This window comes from Bacillus sp. 05T21 (genome assembly GCF_056396785.1).
This window is the reverse complement of sequence record NZ_JBFTMD010000022.1, coordinates 64,991-78,640: the sequence shown is the minus strand read 5'-3', so window position 1 is coordinate 78,640 and position 13,650 is coordinate 64,991. Positions and strand designations below refer to the sequence as shown.

At 33.5% G+C, this 13,650-nt stretch carries 20 protein-coding genes; 15 read left to right on the top strand and 5 right to left on the bottom strand.

Translation table 11 applies throughout. The features are described 5' to 3' along the window. A partial coding sequence (locus AC1DKZ_RS25890) for an excalibur calcium-binding domain-containing protein (RefSeq protein ID WP_476997354.1) occupies positions 1-734 on the bottom strand: 734 nt, incomplete at its 3' end. A 207-nt stretch (positions 735-941) separates the two neighbouring features. Here AC1DKZ_RS25890 and exsG point away from each other — a divergent pair. The 3 genes from exsG (at position 942) to AC1DKZ_RS25875 (ending at position 3,427) form a co-directional block, all read left to right on the top strand. Beyond that, the gene (gene exsG / locus AC1DKZ_RS25885) at positions 942-1,094 is read left to right on the top strand and encodes an exosporium protein ExsG (RefSeq protein ID WP_000395676.1); all 153 of its coding nucleotides are present in this window, start codon (positions 942-944) and stop codon (positions 1,092-1,094) included. Between the two features lie 249 nt (positions 1,095-1,343). After that, on the top strand, positions 1,344-1,553 hold the full coding sequence (locus AC1DKZ_RS25880; protein ID WP_002085943.1) for a hypothetical protein: 210 nt from the start codon (positions 1,344-1,346) through the stop codon (positions 1,551-1,553). Positions 1,554-1,816: 263 nt separating this feature from the next. Then, positions 1,817-3,427 carry a lipase family alpha/beta hydrolase gene (locus AC1DKZ_RS25875; protein ID WP_374108387.1) on the top strand — a complete coding sequence of 537 codons (1,611 nt, stop codon included), beginning with the start codon at positions 1,817-1,819 and terminating at the stop codon, positions 3,425-3,427. 195 nt (positions 3,428-3,622) lie between these two features. On the opposite strand, the gene AC1DKZ_RS25870 is transcribed toward AC1DKZ_RS25875, so the two are convergent. Further along, a complete protein-coding gene (locus AC1DKZ_RS25870) occupies positions 3,623-4,207 on the bottom strand; it encodes a preprotein translocase (RefSeq protein WP_476997353.1) in 585 nt (194 codons plus the stop codon). A 531-nt stretch (positions 4,208-4,738) separates the two neighbouring features. Here AC1DKZ_RS25870 and AC1DKZ_RS25865 point away from each other — a divergent pair. Beyond that, positions 4,739-5,014, top strand: coding sequence for a stage V sporulation protein S (locus AC1DKZ_RS25865; RefSeq protein ID WP_002035358.1), 276 nt, complete (start codon positions 4,739-4,741; stop codon positions 5,012-5,014). Positions 5,015-5,372: 358 nt separating this feature from the next. On the opposite strand, the gene AC1DKZ_RS25860 is transcribed toward AC1DKZ_RS25865, so the two are convergent. Continuing rightward, entirely contained in the window at positions 5,373-6,512 is a 1,140-nt protein-coding gene (locus tag AC1DKZ_RS25860; RefSeq protein ID WP_476997352.1) for a site-specific integrase, read from the bottom strand. 20 nt (positions 6,513-6,532) lie between these two features. Then, positions 6,533-7,051, bottom strand: coding sequence for an ImmA/IrrE family metallo-endopeptidase (locus tag AC1DKZ_RS25855; RefSeq protein ID WP_476997351.1), 519 nt, complete (start codon positions 7,049-7,051; stop codon positions 6,533-6,535). Between the two features lie 401 nt (positions 7,052-7,452). On the opposite strand from AC1DKZ_RS25855, the gene AC1DKZ_RS25850 reads away from it, so the two are divergent. Beyond that, positions 7,453-7,779 (top strand): DUF2326 domain-containing protein, encoded by a 327-nt coding sequence (locus AC1DKZ_RS25850; protein WP_476997350.1) that lies wholly within the window; start codon positions 7,453-7,455, stop codon positions 7,777-7,779. Positions 7,780-7,895: 116 nt separating this feature from the next. Here AC1DKZ_RS25850 and AC1DKZ_RS25845 read toward each other — a convergent pair whose 3' ends face one another. Further along, positions 7,896-8,288, bottom strand: a complete 393-nt coding sequence (locus AC1DKZ_RS25845; RefSeq protein ID WP_476997349.1) for a helix-turn-helix domain-containing protein — start codon at positions 8,286-8,288, stop codon at positions 7,896-7,898. Between the two features lie 174 nt (positions 8,289-8,462). Here AC1DKZ_RS25845 and AC1DKZ_RS25840 point away from each other — a divergent pair, with 174 nt between their 5' ends. From AC1DKZ_RS25840 to AC1DKZ_RS25795, 10 genes are all read left to right on the top strand, one after another. Continuing rightward, positions 8,463-8,687, top strand: coding sequence for a helix-turn-helix transcriptional regulator (locus AC1DKZ_RS25840; RefSeq protein WP_476997348.1), 225 nt, complete (start codon positions 8,463-8,465; stop codon positions 8,685-8,687). A gap of 5 nt (positions 8,688-8,692) precedes the next feature. Then, complete coding sequence (locus AC1DKZ_RS25835; RefSeq protein ID WP_476997347.1) at positions 8,693-8,992, top strand: DNA-binding protein; 300 nt, start codon at positions 8,693-8,695, stop codon at positions 8,990-8,992. 67 nt (positions 8,993-9,059) lie between these two features. After that, complete coding sequence (locus tag AC1DKZ_RS25830; protein ID WP_098362439.1) at positions 9,060-9,575, top strand: helix-turn-helix domain-containing protein; 516 nt, start codon at positions 9,060-9,062, stop codon at positions 9,573-9,575. Positions 9,576-9,603: 28 nt separating this feature from the next. Beyond that, a complete protein-coding gene (locus AC1DKZ_RS25825; RefSeq protein WP_476997346.1) occupies positions 9,604-9,825 on the top strand; it encodes an RNA polymerase subunit sigma in 222 nt (73 codons plus the stop codon). Positions 9,826-10,009: 184 nt separating this feature from the next. Continuing rightward, positions 10,010-10,294, top strand: a complete 285-nt coding sequence (locus tag AC1DKZ_RS25820) for a hypothetical protein (protein WP_476997345.1) — start codon at positions 10,010-10,012, stop codon at positions 10,292-10,294. A 118-nt stretch (positions 10,295-10,412) separates the two neighbouring features. Further along, complete coding sequence (locus AC1DKZ_RS25815) at positions 10,413-11,375, top strand: DnaD domain-containing protein (protein ID WP_476997344.1); 963 nt, start codon at positions 10,413-10,415, stop codon at positions 11,373-11,375. After that, complete coding sequence (dnaB, locus tag AC1DKZ_RS25810) at positions 11,372-12,694, top strand: replicative DNA helicase (protein WP_476997343.1); 1,323 nt, start codon at positions 11,372-11,374, stop codon at positions 12,692-12,694. The genes AC1DKZ_RS25815 and dnaB overlap by 4 nt, the downstream gene beginning before the upstream one ends. A 2-nt stretch (positions 12,695-12,696) precedes the next feature. Further along, on the top strand, positions 12,697-12,885 hold the full coding sequence (locus AC1DKZ_RS25805) for a hypothetical protein (RefSeq protein ID WP_016079253.1): 189 nt from the start codon (positions 12,697-12,699) through the stop codon (positions 12,883-12,885). Next, on the top strand, positions 12,860-13,222 hold the full coding sequence (locus AC1DKZ_RS25800; RefSeq protein WP_098987455.1) for a cell division protein SepF: 363 nt from the start codon (positions 12,860-12,862) through the stop codon (positions 13,220-13,222). Before AC1DKZ_RS25805 ends, AC1DKZ_RS25800 begins: the two co-directional genes overlap by 26 nt. Positions 13,223-13,296: 74 nt before the next feature. After that, positions 13,297-13,488, top strand: a complete 192-nt coding sequence (locus AC1DKZ_RS25795; RefSeq protein ID WP_000512853.1) for a DUF3954 domain-containing protein — start codon at positions 13,297-13,299, stop codon at positions 13,486-13,488. Positions 13,489-13,650 lie beyond the last annotated feature (162 nt).

The following is a 13,650-nucleotide window of genomic DNA, read 5'->3' as shown; positions in this document are numbered from 1 at the left end:
TCTTGTTGTTTGCGAGCTTGTTCATCAGCCTGGCGTTTTTGCTCTTCTTGTTGTTTGCGAGCTTGTTCATCAGCCTGGCGTTTTTGCTCTTCTTGTTGTTTACGAGCTTGCTCAGCAGCTTGGCGTTGTTGTTCTTCTTGTTGTTTACGGGCCTGTTCATCAGCTTGATGCTGTTGCTCTTCTTGTTGTTTACGGGCTTGTTCTTCAGCTTGGCGTTTCTCATCCTCTTGCTTACGAGCTAGTTCCTCAGCTTGACGTTTCTCATCTTCTTGCTTACGGTTTTTTTTATCCGCTTCTTTCTTTTCTAATTCCTTTTTCTTTTCGTCATCTTTTTTCTCTTCACTATTAGAAGCAACTTGTTTATTCGTTGCTGTCGTTTTTTCAGAAGAAGGACTTGAAATACCTGATAGCGCAACAAAAATGACAAATAAAACAGCTGTAATAATAAATTGCTTTTTTGCTACACCTGTTTTCTTAATTACAGATAAGATTGCTAGAACAAGGAAAAATATAAATAGAATGAAACTTAAAGTAGAAAAAAATTCTACGACTGGGTGTTCAGATTTTGTTGAGCCAGTCATTATTAATATAATTGAAATCATAAAAAGAATAACAGTAGGACGACCATATTGTTTTGCTTTTCCATTTTTCTTAAAGAATGAAATGATACATAAGATTAAAAGAATGATAGCAATCAAAAATAAAGCTACACCAATATTACTCAAAATAGCCATTTTCATACCTCCATTTGTAAGATTTTCTCTATTGATTATATAGGGATTTATTGGATATTACACGTTTTATATTAATTTAGAAAATTAATATTTTAATAGACGTATAAACATTCATTTTATATATAAGGAAAAATAGATATATTTACTATTACTTTTTGAAAGAGATTTCATAAATTATAGTATATCGATTGAAAGGAGGAGATTTGAATGGAATTTCAATTATTAGTGAATTGCGTGTTACAAGAAGGGAATGCTTACTTTTTAGTAACAAAAGTAGATGATGTTATTACGTTGAAAGTGCCAATTACAGCAGGAGTAGCAGGTTTATTCTTAGCTTTAGGTGTACCAAGATGTTCTTAATTTAGCTTTTGATAGTAAAAGGATGAGGGACAAGCCTTCCCCTTTTACTATTACATAATTTTTTTATGTAAACTAAAAAAGGCTTTTTAAGTTTTTTAATATTATTTTTGCCATAGCACGTTTAAAACGGACATGCATATACTATAATGTTTCATTGGCCTTTGATGATGAACGATAGTTTTAAAAAGTGTATCGAAAGTAGAAGTGATACTCTTTTCAATAATGAAAATAGAAGAGGTGCTAGTATATATGAAAAGACGAACGTATGATATTCCAGTCGTATTACGAAGAGAATGGTTTTTAATAGAATTAGCGCATTTAACAAAAAAATATGGGATTGAAATAGCAACTAGTAAAATAGAAGATGCACCATTTCTAAGAGATCAAGTTACAGAATTCAAAATAGGAGCGGGTTTGCAATACGATAAATATGATGATGAGTACATCATCGAGTTTTAAACAAAGAAGCTGCGTATAAAAGGTTATTAAAGAGACCTTTTATACGCAGCTTTTTTGTAAAGAGAATGCTTTATTGAGAAATATTCAAAACGCTTATTGTAAAAAGGAATGAAGGAATGTTGAGAGAATAACGTTTGATAAGAAAGGAATGCGGCTATTAATTTCTTATTATATTGTATTGTAAAAGTAATTGATTAAATGGAATTTAAAACAATGGGTGTTTAACGGAATGATAGCGTTTTCTTTCGGGAGGGAAAAGGGGGATGTTAATGGGAATTATGAAAAGGAGTATCGCATTATTTATTGTACTTTGTTTTATGAGTCCGCTGGTTTTTAGTGCAAATGTACACGCGGAGGTTGTAACAGAGCTTAAGACTGGCTTTCCAAATCAAGAAGTATTTACTCCTGGAGAATGGTTTTTAGGTCAGAAACCTGCTAATTATGATGAGAATAAACCACCAATTCTCTTTGTACAAGGAAGAAATGGTAATGCGGATAGTTGGTATGGAAAGACAGTATATCATGAGATGAATGATATGTACGATTATGCTTTGAAAGCAGGCTATCAAACTGTATTTATTCAATTATATGATGCCGCGGGGAAAGGATCAGCTAGCCAATGGGACAATGGAAAATTGTTAGCACAAAAGCTTGAAGAGATTTATAATCATTTTGGCAAAAAAGTAAATATTGTAGCTCACAGTAAAGGTGGTATTGATACACAAGCTGCGTTAGTTGGATATGGAGCGAATCGATTTGTTGGAAATGTTATTACGCTTGCCACTCCGCATTACGGATCCAATTTAGCAGATTTATCATATAGTTGGTGGGCAGGATGGCTTGCCTCTATATTAGGACAAAAAGATGATGGGACATATTCATTACAAATAGGTGAAATGGCAAAGTTTCGTTCTACAATAGATAATAATCCTGCAGCTAAATTAAACCGTTACTATACGGCTACTGGGACAAGCTGGGGACCTGTTTTTTCAGCATTATCTATGGGCGGGTTGTATTTGTCATCATACGGTTCTAATGATGGGTTAGTGAATGAATGGAGTGCTAAGTTACCATATGGAACACATTTATTTACAGATTCACGGTTTGATCATGATAATATCCGAAAAGGTTCAGCTGTTTTCGCACGAATTGAACCATATTTACGGACAGTAAATGTACCAGTACCAGCTTTATTAGCCCCGAGTAATAGTTCAGAGGATAAGGTAGAACAATTAAACACAACTTCTAATCAATCTATTTTAGGAGGAGAGTTGTCACAAAATGAGTGGGTAGGGCAAACTATCGCAGTTGATAAAAAGGCAGAAGGGGTAATTTCTGTTTTAACAGCTTCTTCGGATGTAGAAATACAACTAATATCTCCAAAAGGAAAAGTTTATACAAATAAAGATAGTGCTGTATCTACTGGTGAAGGTGAATCTTTCTTTAAAGGAGCGACTATAAGAACATTTAAATTTGATAAAATGGAAGAAGGAGAATGGCAAGTTAAAATGATGGCGAAGCAGCAGAAAGATGCATATTTAATCGTGACCGATTACAAAAAAGATGCTCCGTTCGTCCTTCAAATGCCGGCAAAGGTTAAAGTAAATAAAGCAGAGTATAAACTCAAAAAATCACCTGTAGCTCCAGAAATGAAAGGCGATCTTTCAGTAACAGTACGAGTAATTAATAAAGATGGAAAATTAGTTTCTGAATCAAATGAATCGAAAAACATTAATACAACTACATTTACAGGTGCTTTGAAAAATATAGAACAGCCGGGTGTATATAACGTTACAATTGATATAAAAGGAATGAATAAGGAAGGACAACCTTATAATCGTACGATAGTTAAATCGGTTTATGTGGAGAAGTAGGAAAGAATGAATCGGTTTTAATAAAAAAAGTGCCGAATTCTTGTGGCAGAAGGATTTCGGCACTTTTTCATGTTTATTAGATGAATAGAAAAGTGAAATGGGAGTTTATGTTGTATAAGAGGACGATAGGAATCAAAAAAACGTTATGCAATAAAAAAAGATACTAAATTAGTATCTGAATGTGAGGGAATAGTATTAACTTAGTTTTGTAGCTGTTAATTCAACTGAATTTATACCATTATCACAAGTTACAATACTTTGATGATTGAAACTACTATTATTTCTAAGTTGAAGAGTTGAATTAGCAGGCACCGTAACAATAGTTTCGCCAACTAGTTGAAGGCATTCGTTATTTGATGAAGTATTCATTTGAAAAGCGAAATCACCTTGACTATTAGCAAGTGGATTATTATTTAAAAATATAGTTATGACTGGAATATGGGGAAATACAGGATTTAACGTAGTGTTAATACTTGAAATGAAAGAAATTCTATAATCACCAGCTTTACTAAATTGTATAGTAGTCGGATTTAATAAGGAAACTCCTCCTGCCAAAGGGCCAACGTGATTAAACGGAAAAGAACCGCCAAAAGGAACAGTTATAAACTCAGTTTGCCAAAAAGTGCCGTAAGCAGGCTTAGATGATTTATGTGAATGGTCGCATGAACATTTTTTATACGAACTGGAAGATTGATGGCACGAACATTTTTTATATGAACTAGAAGAAGAGTGGCATGAAGATCTTTTATATGAACTTGAAGAATGATAGTATGAACCCAATATATTACCTCCTATTATTAATAAATGTATAACACATAGTAGTTTATGCAATCGAAAAGCAATTGGCGTGTATACTTGTCCATATATAAGGTAATAGATTTGGGATAAAAAACTGGCATAATATAAAGTACTCTAATGAGGGGATATAGTTTTCAAAAAAATGGAGTTAGAATATTCTATGTGATAAATTTTGGAGAAGAAAAAGGATGAATATTTAGCAGATAACTCTATCCAAGGTTTTAAAATGTTGAAGTATTTAAACTTTAAGATAGTATATCGCCAAAGTAAAGAGGAGAAGTATTTAAAGGACAGCATTTTAGTGAAACAGAGAAATGGATAAAGCGATGATTAAGTTTTTAACTTAGTCGTCGCTTTTTATTTATGTAGTTGTGCAGGAAGAAGGCAAAAAATATCGAATGAATGTAATTATACAGAATTGTTTGTATTTATTTCGAATAGTAGTTAAAGATACGTTAGTTATATTTCAAACAGTAAGAAAAGAGAGATTAAATAATAGAGGGAGCAACTTACATGGAAAATATATTAAAGGTATCCTCAAAATCAAGTCCGAATTCAGTGGCAGGTGCAATAGCCGGTGTACTAAGAGCAAGTGGCAAAGTAGAAATCCAAGTGATTGGAGCTGGTTCTTTAAATCAAGCGATTAAAGCAATTGCGATTGCAAGAGGTTTTGTAGCTCCAAGTGGCATTGACTTGGTTCTTGTTCCAGCGTTTCAAGAGGTTACTATCGATAATCAAGAAAGAACAGCAATCAAATTAATTGTAGGTCCTAGAAGGAGAAGGTCTTAATAGTGAGCATTAATATAAGGGGATTTGAAAAGGTCAATAGACTCCAAAAAGTTAGACACGTTATTTCATTTGACAGTTCCTTGGGCGTGGATACAGTATTGTACCGGATTTATGACTTTTAATTCCTCTTTATATTTAGCGGGTTTTTCTAGAAACTTAAAAATGCCAAATCCTTTGTGACATAAGGGATTTGGCATTTTTGAGGTTTTTATGTTTTTTAAAATCAACAATTCTAAAACTGCTCATTCTTCTCCCAAGATTCAACGAGATAGGCTTATAAACCTTGTTATATAAGGATTTATAAGCTCTGTCTTTCCTCAATGCTCACATTTTGCTCACATTAGAATTTTTTCAGTTTTTATTTGATATTTTCATAAGATTTTATTACATTCTCAAAATTTTCTGCGGCTTGTTGTTGCATGTTTTGTGTGATATGGCTATATTTATCTAAAGTCATTTGAATAGAAGAGTGCCCTAAGCGATCTTGTACGATTTTAGGGTGTTCCCCAGCTTGAAGCATGAGTGTAGCGTGAGTATGTCGTAAGTCGTGTATGCGAATCCGAGGAACACCGGCTTTTTTATAGTGATCATTCAAAAAGCGATGAGGTGCATCTATATGTAAGGGCGAATGCATCGTATTGCCAGTGAAAATAAAGACCTCTTTATTCAAGTGTATACCCCAGCGGAAAAATTCTTTCTTTTTATAGGAGTAGTAGGATTGTAACTTTTCTATAACAAAAGAAGAGATACTAATACTTCTATTTGAAGACTTAGTTTTTGTAGCAGCTCTAAATAGACCTTTTTCCGTTTTTACCAGCGATTTATTAACCAAAATACGTTTATTATCAAAGTCAATATCTTTCCATGTTAGTGCAAGTAATTCTCCTCGTCTCATACCTGTATAGATTGCAAGTAAGAAGAACATGTGGTATTTAATATTTTTTTCTTTTAGATATTGGAGGAATTGAATACATTCCTCGCTAGACCATGTTTTCATCTCACTTTGCTCTTCACGTGGCTTTTTAACCTTATTCATTATATTGTCATGTATGATTTCCCATTCTACAGCGTGTTTAAAAATACACCTAAAACAGCGATGGATATTGCTGATTGTACCATTTGATAATCCTTTTTCTTTAAGCTCAGCGTAGTAACTTTGAATAATTATAGGTTTAATACTTTTAATTTTTTTAAAACCAAAAGGGGGAAGGATATAGAGTCTAATTAAGCTCATGTCTTTTTCATAAGATGTAATTTTTAATTCAGCTTTCCGAAGAGGTTTTAGCTTTTCCCATACATCTAAAACGGTTAATTGTTTGTCATCAAAATATATGCCCTTCTCTATCTCCGTAATCATCGTTGCAGCAGCATTTTGGGCTTCTTTTTTTGTTCTAAATCCACTTTTACTTTTTTGCCGGCGTTTTCCTGTGGCCGGATCTATACCGTTATCTATTGTAAAAGACCACGTATTTCCACGTTTACGAAAACTTCCTTTCATATTCAATACCTCCTGTATCGTTATTTTTGAAAATAGCAGTATTGTGATATTTGATTTTGTAATTTACTTGCTAATAATTGATTTTCGTAGTGTAAAAGCCTTTTTTCAGCAAACTGTGTTGTTACATTAAATTTTTCTGAGATTATATATGCTTTTAACTGTAGTGGAGGAAGCTTTCGTAACATAAAAGTAGGTACACAAAATTGTTGTGCGAAGTTTTTAGCCTTTGCTTCTTGATAATCTAGAAACATTTGATGCATTAATAATTGATTACCTGAATGAAATAGGATGTGACAGGTCTCATGGCCAAAATCCTCCCATTGTTCTTGCTGAGAGATACGATTATCAATAATTAAGTTAGCTATTTGATTTTTTTTCATTGCATGACTTCCAAATGGAGCAAAGTACAACCAAATGTTTAGCTTTTTCGCAATCTCTATCATATCAATTTGCTCGGGAACAATAATAGATAAGGATTGGTACAAGTGCTGGATATAGTCTTCAAGTTGTGTTGTATAGTAGGGTTGTGATTGAAACATATTTTCACTCCATTCGTATTGCGAGAACGTATGTTCTTATAATATAACAAAAATGAAGAAGTTGGAAGAATATTAATGAACAAAATTTAAACAAATATGGATTAGTTAATGGCTTGTATTTATTATTGGTACTGCAAGTAAGGGTGATTAGGTAGTGGAATGGATAAGAAAAGTTGAATGAACACATTTGTAAATCACAGTCTATATTTTAGAAATTAAGGTAAAATATAGACTGTGACTTATTCGTAAGTTTTCGTTTTTTACCATAGAACTTAGATAACGATTTAAAAACATATAATTGCATTATTAAAGCAGATAGATAAAATACAAATCTCAAAAAATCTAAATATATTACAGTAGAAGGAAGGAAAAATGTTAAAATGATATCTCCTAACTAACTTTTGGAAATCCCTGATTTTCAAAGTGATTTACAAAATGAAAAATTAATTGATTTAACATGGTTAATGTATAGAATCGAAAAGGGACTACCTATAAATTTCTTGGTACATGATGGTTCATTTTCTGTAACTGATAATTATGCAACATTTAAAATGCTAAAAACCGCTCATGAGTTTTTATGTGGGCATGGAAGAGGGCAATATATTGTTACGCTTAATAGAAAAGATGTAGATGCAGAGGCATTAGCTTATTTTAAAAAGAACAAGCTTGTGATAGCAGATTTGAAAAAGGATCAAGATGAAAATCGTTTCTTTGGTTTTAAATATTGAGTAGAGAAATGATAAGTATTATACAATATTTTTTGTTCTTTTTTATAGAATTAGTTATTTTTGGAAAGTATAATATTTAGTTGAAGTAAAGTTAAGTGTTAATAGCATATCAACACTTAACTTTTTTTATTTGTTGGAAATTGCTTATTTTCAGATTGATTAATAAATTCCCAAAAACGTTTTAATTCTTCACGTTTCTCAGGAGACGCGTCTTTAATATCTTTAAACCAGAGACCTAGTTCTGGATCGTATGTGGTTTTATCTAATATAGATGTTTCTATTCGATTAGAATTGGACGCCCTGCCTAGTAAAAAATCAGTAGTAACGTTAAAAAGATCGGCGATTTTTAAAATAGTTTCCATAGGTGGTTGTTTTGTATTATTTTCATATGCAGTATATGTAGTACGGGCAACACCTAACTTATTAGCTACATATGTTTGTGTCCAAATAGAGTCTTTCTTCTTTTTTTCTTCGCGTAAACATTTCAATTGTTCTCCAAAAGTCTTCAAAAAATCACCACCATCGAGTTAAAATAGTATCTCTTATTATAAACCAATTCTTATGTTACTAATAGTAACTTGTTATTTAAGTTCCTAAAAGGAACTTTTTGTGTTGACTTGTTCCTTTTAGAAACATATAATTAAATTAAGATATTCATTAGTAATATAGAGAGGAGTATTGATATGAGAAAGTGGTTAAAAGATTTTAGATGCGTAAAAGGTTATACTCACGAAGAGGTTGCAAATCAATGTAATATGTCTAGAAGTTATTACACACATATTGAAAATGGAACTAAAACACCTTCAGTTCTAATCGCTAAAAAATTGGGAAGAAGCTTGAATTTCAATTGGACTATTTTTTTTGAGAATAAATGTTCCTTAAAGGAACGTAATGTGATAAAGGGGTGATAAATGTGATTAACTTTGATATTGAATCATTTCGTCAAATCATCCGAGAAGAAGTGCAAAGAGCAACTGAACATCTTCAACCAATGAAAGAATTGCCACCATTTCTAACTATTTCAGAGTTAATGGATTTGTTACATATCAAACGTACCAAAGCATCAGAGTTATTAAACCGTCCTGATTTTCCGGTATGCCGCGAAGCTGGGGTTCTTATTCCTACACATCTTCTTTTTAAGTGGATGGAAAATCATACTGACTGGGTCGAAAACAATACAGGCTATTACAATCCATTTAAAGAATCCGTCTAATACCAAATTACCATGTTGGGTTGTCACAAATAAATAATACGTTAGGTACGAATGGGGGAAGTAAACGATGTCTATAGGAAAAGAAGTTGCTATGGCACGTAAACGAAAGGGAATCACTCAAGAACAACTCTCCTTAGAAATCCCTGTGAGTCGTGAGTCATTAGCAAAATATGAAACTGAAAAACGACGAATACCGAAAGACTTACGAAAATGTATTACTGAAGGAATAGATGACCCACAACTGTTTTTTAAAATGTGGAGTGAGGCAACAGGTCATGTAAGTATTCCATTCTTTAATGGGGAATACATAGACCCTCATCCCACAAGTATGAGGTACATGGTTCAGCAAGAAACAAATGAAGCTTTGAAACAGCTTGATACGTTATGTTGGTTTAAACCTTCACAAGCATGGTCTGAACATGAGAAAGAATCTATGAAAAAGGCTATGCATGAAATTTTAGATGCTACCGGTTCGATGATGAGTCTAGTAGCGGTCTTATGTGATCAGTACGGTTTTTCAATGACAGATATATTTAAGTATTGGAAGGTTTCATTAAGAGCAAGGAAATATACAGATGGTTAATTTGATTATTACTAGGGAGGTTAAAGTAATGACAATTGATTATATGAGTCCAACTTTAAAGCAATATAAAGAACTGGTAAGAAAAGAAGCAAATTTATATGGTGATATCCGAATCGCATCAATTTGTGGAGATTTTATAAAAGCTAAAAATTTGAAGCAAGAGAAGAAATTAACGGGGATAAGAATTCGAATTATAGAAGCTGCATTTGTTTTGAAAAATAAAAAGAAAAAAGAAATGGCTACCGCATAGCCCGCGATAACCAATAATATCAACAAATGAATTATAACATATTCCAATTTAATGCGACAAGCAACTGCGCTTGTCGTTATGGCCAGAAAGATTTGTTCTTCTGTTGTTAATAGTTTAGAAGATTGTACTTTCTGGCCATAACGATACGTACAGTATCAAATTATTTTTAAGTGAGGGATGAAACATGAAAGTAGAATGTAATCGTCTGTTTGATTTAGTTCTACCAGGAGACTTTGCTTTTGCAAATGAATTACATAACTGCATGATGACATGTATTCATAATATGTTCAATGCTGGTTCGCTTGATGAAGTAGATAACTGGGAGAAAGAGTTAAATAGGTGCGCTAAAGAATTCAAGAGTATTCGTAACGCAAGAGAAGAACATGATGTATTAATGAGTTATCGAGTAGTTGTTAAAAAACTTCAAGGAAAAGGGATTAATGCATCAGTAGTTAGTCGAAGGAAATAAAAAAAACTATCACTTGGCAGAGTGATAGATTTTAGACTCGTATAGCGAGTCTTTATAAACATTAATTTAGTTAAATTATATCAAAGTAAATCAAGTAAAACAATGGAGGATGAATAATATGGCAGTTTATAGACCGGTACACGTTTCATTTTGGCAGGATTCATTTGTTTTAGATCTTACACCAGAGGAAAAGTATTTTTACTTGTATTTGATGACAAACAGTAAAACATCTCAATCAGGAATCTACGAGCTTCCACTTCGTATTATTGAAACTGATACAGGATATAACCGCGAAACTGTTATGAAGCTATTAGAACGTTTTGCCGAGTACGGGAAAATTAATTACAACCAAAACACAAAAGAGTTGTTCTTAATCAACTGGTTAAAATTCAATCCGATTAAAAATGTAAACATTGAAAAGTGTGTTTTAAAAGAAATTCAATCTGTAAAAGATCAAGATTTTCTGGTTGATTTCTATGAAACTTGTTTGCAATTAGAACGAGAGCAAGATTTTAAAATCCCTCGTATTAAGGAGTATTTATCAGTCCGTTTGGAGGGGCTTATAAGGGGCTTCCAAGACCCTAGCAAGGAAGAAGAAAAAGAAGAAGAAAAAGAAGAAGAAAAAGAAAAAGAACAACAACAAGAAGAACGCGCAGGCGCGGAAGAAGTTGTTGAGGTTAATCCAATTTCTTTTTACGAGCAAAACTTCGGATTCATTACACCTTTTATCGCAGATGGTATTCATGCTTGGATAGATGATTTAAATGCAGAGCTAGTTGTAAAAGCTATGGAGATTGCATTAGAGAAAAATACGAGAAACATGTCTTACGTAAATACGATTTTACGAGATTGGCATCTTAAAGGATTGAAAACAGTAGCAGATGTTGAAACGGCTGATCAGGCATTTCGCGCTCAACGATTAGCAAAAGGGCAACAAACTACTCAAGCTCCTTATCAACAAAAAGGCTTATCGGAATCTACTAAAAACGTAATACAGCGGCAACAAGCATGGGAGCAGAACATTCCAACAGAAGAAGAACTTGCAGTACTTAATCAACGTAATGCATGGTTGGCCCAATGAGTAACGATATGATTCGTAACGTAGAAGCTGAACAAAGTGTTTTAGGTAGCATTATCCAAGAAGGCGATTTAATTAAAGATTGTCAGCTAAAGGTAAAACAGTTTTCTTCACCAACGCACCAAGTAATTTTTAAGGTGATGAGGGAATTAGAGGATGCTGAGGTTCCGATAGATCTTGTTGCTCTCATTGGAAAATTCGATGAAAGCTTTATGCATCAAATTGGCGGAATCGAATTCTTTGTATACCTAACAGAAGTTGTTACGACCACTAAGAACTTCTCGTATCACGAAGGGTTAATTATTGAATCTTGGAAAATGAGACATGCTCAAGAGGTTGCTGGAAACTTATATAACCGCCTTCAGCACGAGAAGGATATTAGTGCCATTAGTACATCGATTGATGAACTAAGTGCCATTGAAGAAATAGGATACTCAGATGAATTTAACTTGAAAGAAACACTTGTTGATTTGTATAAGAAAATGCAAGTTGATATAGGTGATTTAACCGGTATACCAACTGGTTATGACGACTTAAACAGAATGACCGCTGGTTTACAAGAAGGCGATTTAATTATTGTTGGTGCCCGACCTTCAATGGGGAAAACAGCATTTGTATTAAACGTCGCTTTTCATGCAGCAAGTGCTCATACAGCAACAGGAATGTTCTCGCTCGAGATGGGGGAGGAACAGTTACTTAAGAGAATGATTTCAAGTACTGGAAATATAGATGCTACGAAATTAAAGAATCCTAAAAAACTATGTAATTTAAAGGATTGGGAAAAGATTAGCCAAGCAATGGGGTTAATAAACGATTTGCCGTTAGAAATATACGATAAAGCAAATGTAACGATGCAAGAGATTTACGCAAAGACTAGGAAACTAAAGCGCAGATACCCAGACAAAAAGGTGCTAGTCGCAATTGATTACTTGCAGCTTATTGTAGGTGATCCGAAGCATAGAGGAAACCGCATGCAGGAGATTGGGGAGATTAGTCGCAAGTTGAAACTTATGGCACGAGAACTAAATGTATGTGTAGTTGCTCTATCACAATTAAGTCGTGCTGTTGAGAGCAGACAGGATAAACGCCCGTTACTATCAGATTTACGTGAGAATGGTCAAATTGAGCAAGATGCGGACTTGATTGCATTCTTATATCGTGAAGATTATTACGACCGTGAAACAGAGAATAAAAACATAACAGAAATCATTTTAGCGAAACAGAGGAATGGCCCAGTTGGTGTAGTTGAACTAGCATTCATTAAAGAATTTAGTAAGTTTGTTAATTTAGAGCGTAAGTTCAATCATCAACAGGAGGCTTAATCATGTTGTTACGTCAGGAAGTAGAACGTAGAAAACTAGCAATTATTCGTAAATTATTGGGAGTAGGATTAGCTGGAATTAACGGACAAACATTAGATCAACTAACGTTAACGCAGCTTGAAGGGATTTTAATAGCAAGTTTGCAGGTATTGGAGGGGAAGAACAATGCCAAAGCAATTAACAATTTTTGACGTGGAACCAGTTGTATCATTTGATCCTAAGAAAGCTCATATTCAACGTTTGAATTCAAAATTACGGTATGCAGATGTGGTTGTACAAATACCACGTCAAGCCAAAGCGATTGATGAATTAAAACCAACGACAGCGCCTGATAAGCGTTACGAATTATTTGAGGATTATACAATTGGGATTTGGCGTTATAAGCGAGTGGAGGATAAACAATTTGATTGGGAAGAAGCTGAAGAGATATGTAAGCGAGCAAGGGATAGCAAAGAGCCGATTCCAATACGACTCCATTTATCACTTGAACAATCATTTGTTCCAGAAAATGTTGTGCGATATTTGTAGACAAATAAAAAAGCCGAGATTGCTCCCGACATAATTATTCGACAAAGCAATTATAACATATGGGAGTGATCTTGGTGGGAATTAGAAAAGAAAATCTTGTAGAAATGACAGCTGAAATAGATTTGAAAATAAACGGAATATATGTTGTTAAAAATGGTCAGGTCCAACTAATAGAACCACCTCAAGGTGGATTTGGTGAACAATCATTTGTATATCAAAGTGGAAAAGTAATTCGTATGGAAGAACGAAAAACACAGTTACTTTAATCAAATTTGAATTTTATTAAGAAGTTGGACTGAAAGAATCGATAATTAGATGGGGAAAAGAGCATCATCACTGAAATGAAAAAGCCCTGCACACAGGGCGTCTAAAAAGATACCTTAGCTATAACAACGATTAGGGGGATGTATTAGCTAAGGTATCTGGAT

Excerpts from the sequence above, each read along its gene's own strand:
- exsG (WP_000395676.1), top strand. The coding sequence starts at position 942 with ATGGAATTTCAATTATTAGTGAATTGCGTGTTACAAGAAGGGAATGCT.
- AC1DKZ_RS25880 (WP_002085943.1), top strand. The coding sequence starts at position 1,344 with ATGAAAAGACGAACGTATGATATTCCAGTCGTATTACGAAGAGAATGG.
- AC1DKZ_RS25875 (WP_374108387.1), top strand. The coding sequence starts at position 1,817 with ATGTTAATGGGAATTATGAAAAGGAGTATCGCATTATTTATTGTACTT.
- AC1DKZ_RS25865 (WP_002035358.1), top strand. The coding sequence starts at position 4,739 with ATGGAAAATATATTAAAGGTATCCTCAAAATCAAGTCCGAATTCAGTG.
- AC1DKZ_RS25860 (WP_476997352.1), bottom strand. The coding sequence starts at position 6,512 with ATGAAAGGAAGTTTTCGTAAACGTGGAAATACGTGGTCTTTTACAATA.
- AC1DKZ_RS25855 (WP_476997351.1), bottom strand. The coding sequence starts at position 7,051 with ATGTTTCAATCACAACCCTACTATACAACACAACTTGAAGACTATATC.
- AC1DKZ_RS25840 (WP_476997348.1), top strand. The coding sequence starts at position 8,463 with ATGAGAAAGTGGTTAAAAGATTTTAGATGCGTAAAAGGTTATACTCAC.
- AC1DKZ_RS25830 (WP_098362439.1), top strand. The coding sequence starts at position 9,060 with ATGTCTATAGGAAAAGAAGTTGCTATGGCACGTAAACGAAAGGGAATC.
- AC1DKZ_RS25825 (WP_476997346.1), top strand. The coding sequence starts at position 9,604 with ATGACAATTGATTATATGAGTCCAACTTTAAAGCAATATAAAGAACTG.
- AC1DKZ_RS25820 (WP_476997345.1), top strand. The coding sequence starts at position 10,010 with ATGAAAGTAGAATGTAATCGTCTGTTTGATTTAGTTCTACCAGGAGAC.
- AC1DKZ_RS25815 (WP_476997344.1), top strand. The coding sequence starts at position 10,413 with ATGGCAGTTTATAGACCGGTACACGTTTCATTTTGGCAGGATTCATTT.
- dnaB (WP_476997343.1), top strand. The coding sequence starts at position 11,372 with ATGAGTAACGATATGATTCGTAACGTAGAAGCTGAACAAAGTGTTTTA.
- AC1DKZ_RS25805 (WP_016079253.1), top strand. The coding sequence starts at position 12,697 with ATGTTGTTACGTCAGGAAGTAGAACGTAGAAAACTAGCAATTATTCGT.
- AC1DKZ_RS25800 (WP_098987455.1), top strand. The coding sequence starts at position 12,860 with ATGCCAAAGCAATTAACAATTTTTGACGTGGAACCAGTTGTATCATTT.